This window comes from Kitasatospora putterlickiae, assembly GCF_039527695.1.
In the GTDB taxonomy this organism is placed as follows: Bacteria; Actinomycetota; Actinomycetes; order Streptomycetales; family Streptomycetaceae; genus Kitasatospora; species Kitasatospora putterlickiae.
Window position 1 is genome coordinate 2916 of sequence record NZ_BAAAKJ010000003.1, and the last position, 2657, is coordinate 5572.

At 78.4% G+C, this 2657-nt stretch carries 2 protein-coding genes; both read right to left on the reverse strand.

Going from position 1 to position 2657, the window contains the following annotated elements:
• Nucleotides 1-417: hypothetical protein (locus ABD308_RS00410; protein ID WP_344322270.1), on the reverse strand; the 417-nt coding region annotated here is incomplete at its 3' end.
• Between the two features lie 105 nt (nt 418-522).
• A partial coding sequence (locus tag ABD308_RS00415) for a PP2C family protein-serine/threonine phosphatase (RefSeq protein WP_344322277.1) occupies nt 523-2657 on the reverse strand: 2135 nt, incomplete at its 5' end.

A 2657-nucleotide genomic window follows, 5' to 3' on the forward strand; every position in this document is an offset into this window, starting at 1 on the left:
GGTGGCACGGCCGCCGGCCGGATCACCGGCCACCGGTTCACCGGCCACCGGTTCACCGGCGACGGGTTCGCCGTCAGCGGGTTCGCCGGCAGCGGGTTCGCGCGCGGCCGGTTCGTCGGCGGGCCGCTCGTCGGTGCGCGGCGCCCGCGTGTCGTCGGCCGTCAGGCGGTCACGCCGGGCCGTCCGGCGGATCGGCCTGGTCCGGGCCCTGCGGGCCGCGGCGGCCAGCGCGAGGCCGAGACAGAACAGCAGTGCCAGGGCCAGCCCGGCGAGGAAGATGCCCAGGCTGTCGAGCACGACCAGCGGGTTGCCCAGGACGGTCACCTGGTACTCCGGCCCGCCGGAGAGGTTGTCGGCGATCAGCAGCCCGGTGAAGGCCGCCGTCGCGGCGACCAGGAGGAGTCCGAACAGCAGCATGACGTGTTCCTTCCGTCCTCGCCCCCTCGGTGTCCGATCCCCTCCGCTGGGTCGCGCCTACCCGGGCGTGCCCCGCCCTAACGCGGGGGCGGGACGCCCGTGCGTTCAGGCGGCGCCGTGCCTGCCGGACGCGGGCGGGCCGGGTGGGCCGGGTGGGCCGGGCGGCTCGACGCGGACGGCGACCAGGCAGGTGTCGTCGTCGGTATCGGCCGGGCTCAGCTCCAGCAGCAGGTCCAGGTAGCGTTCCAGGTCGGGGCCCGGGGGGCCGGCGGCGCGGATGAGGTGGTCGACGGACTCCTCGACCGGGCGGTCACGGCGTTCGACCAGGCCGTCGGTGTAGAGCAGCAGGACGTCTCCCGGCGCGAGGCGGGACGAGGACTCCTCGTAGTCGGCGTCCGCGAGCGCGCCGAGCAGCACGCCGTGCGGCAGGGGCAGTACCTCGGCGCCGTCCGGGCCGAGCCGGATCGGGGGGAGGTGACCGGCGCGGGCCCAGCGCAGCGTGCCGTCCTCCGGGCCGAGCAGGACGCACACGGCGGTGGCGGTCACCTGGTCCGGTTCGCGCAGCGCCACCGTGTTGGCCCACTCCAGCAGCTGCGCCGGGCCCGCGCCGGTGACGGCCAGTCCGCGCAGCGCGTGCCGCAGCGCGACCATGCCGGTGGCCGCGCCGACGCCGTGGCCGGCCACGTCCCCGACCGCGAGCAGCACCCGCCGGTCGGGCAGCACCAGCACGTCGTACCAGTCGCCGCCGACCCGCTCGCGCTTGGCCGCGGGCCGGTAGCGGACGGCGGCGTGCAGCCCGGTGGCGCCGAGCGGCGGCGGGGCGGCGGGCAGGATCGCCTGCTGGAGCCGCAGCGCCAGCTGTTCGCGCTCGGCCGACTCCTGCTCGCTGTCGGCCAGCCGCTCCCGGGTGGCGCCGAGCGCGACCTCGGTCCAGTGCTGCGCGGACACGTCGTGGTAGGCGCCGCGCACGGCGCTCAGCGCGCCGTCGGCGTCGAGGACCGGCTCGGCCACCACGCGGGTGTAGCGCTGGGTGCCGTCCGGGCGGACCAGCCGGAACACCGCGGAGGCGGTGCGCAGACGGTGCTGGACGGTGTCCACCAGCCGTCGAACGGCGGGCCCGTCGTCCGGGTGGACGTACCGGGCGAGGTGCGCCAGCGGGACGGCCGGGGAGCCGGGCGGCAGGCCGAACAGCTCGGGCAGGCCCGCGCTCCAGAGGATCCGGCCGCTCCCGGGCCGCTCCTCGAACCCGGCGACCCGGGCGAGGCGCTGGGCCTGGCGCAGCAGCGCGGTCTGGTCGGCCTCGCCGGAGCGCTCGTCGTCCCACTGCCAGCTGAGCAGCAGCCGCCCGTCCAGCGGGGCGACGGCGATCCGGAGCGTGACGGGCTGGGCGATGCCGCCGCCCTGGAAGACCAGGTGGAGGCGGTCGTCGGTGCGGGTCTCCCCGGTCTCGTGGGCGCGCAGCAGCGGTTCGAGCAGACCGGTGGCGCAGGCCACCGGGTAGGCCTCCAGCAGGGAGGTGCCGTCCAGGCCGCCGCGCGGGCGGCCGAGCGGGTCCTGGAAGGCGCGGTTGGTGCGCAGGATGGTGAAGTCGACGGCCCGTCCCTCGCGCAGCACGGGGGCGAGCAGCAGGGCGGGGGTGAGCAGGCCGTCCAGCAGGGCGGCCTGCCGGTCCGGCGGGACGGCGGGTTCGGGCCGGCCGAGGACGGTGGCGCAGAGGTCGGCGAGGGCCCGGAGCTGGCGGCGCCGCGAGGGGTTGAGGGCGGGTGCGGGGCCGGGCCAGAGCACTTCGAGCGCGCCGCGGCGCCGGCCGCCGTCGTCCAGCAGCGGGAGGACGGCCCTGGTGCTGTCGGGGCCGCCGACGTGGGGGCCGGGCGGTGGCGGGTCGTCGGGCCACCGCTCGTCGCCGGTGGCGACGGCCTGCTGGGCGGGGCTCGGGACGCCGGGCGGGACCCGGCTCCAGGCCTCGGCCTCGTCGGCCGGCAGTCCGGCCTGGGCGGCGAGACCGAGGGCGCCGGCGGGCAGTCGCTGCCAGACGAGTACGACGTGGGCGCCGAGCGGGGCGGCGCCCTGCCGCAGGACGGCTTCGACGGCGCCGGCCAGGTCGGGCACGGCGGCGAGGGCCCGGACGAGAGTCGGCCCCAGGGCCGGCCCGGTGGGTTCGGACGGTTCGGATGGATCGGACGGTCCGGCCGGTTCGGGCCGCCCGGGGCCCTCGGGCGGCGGCCAGGCCGACCCGGTCC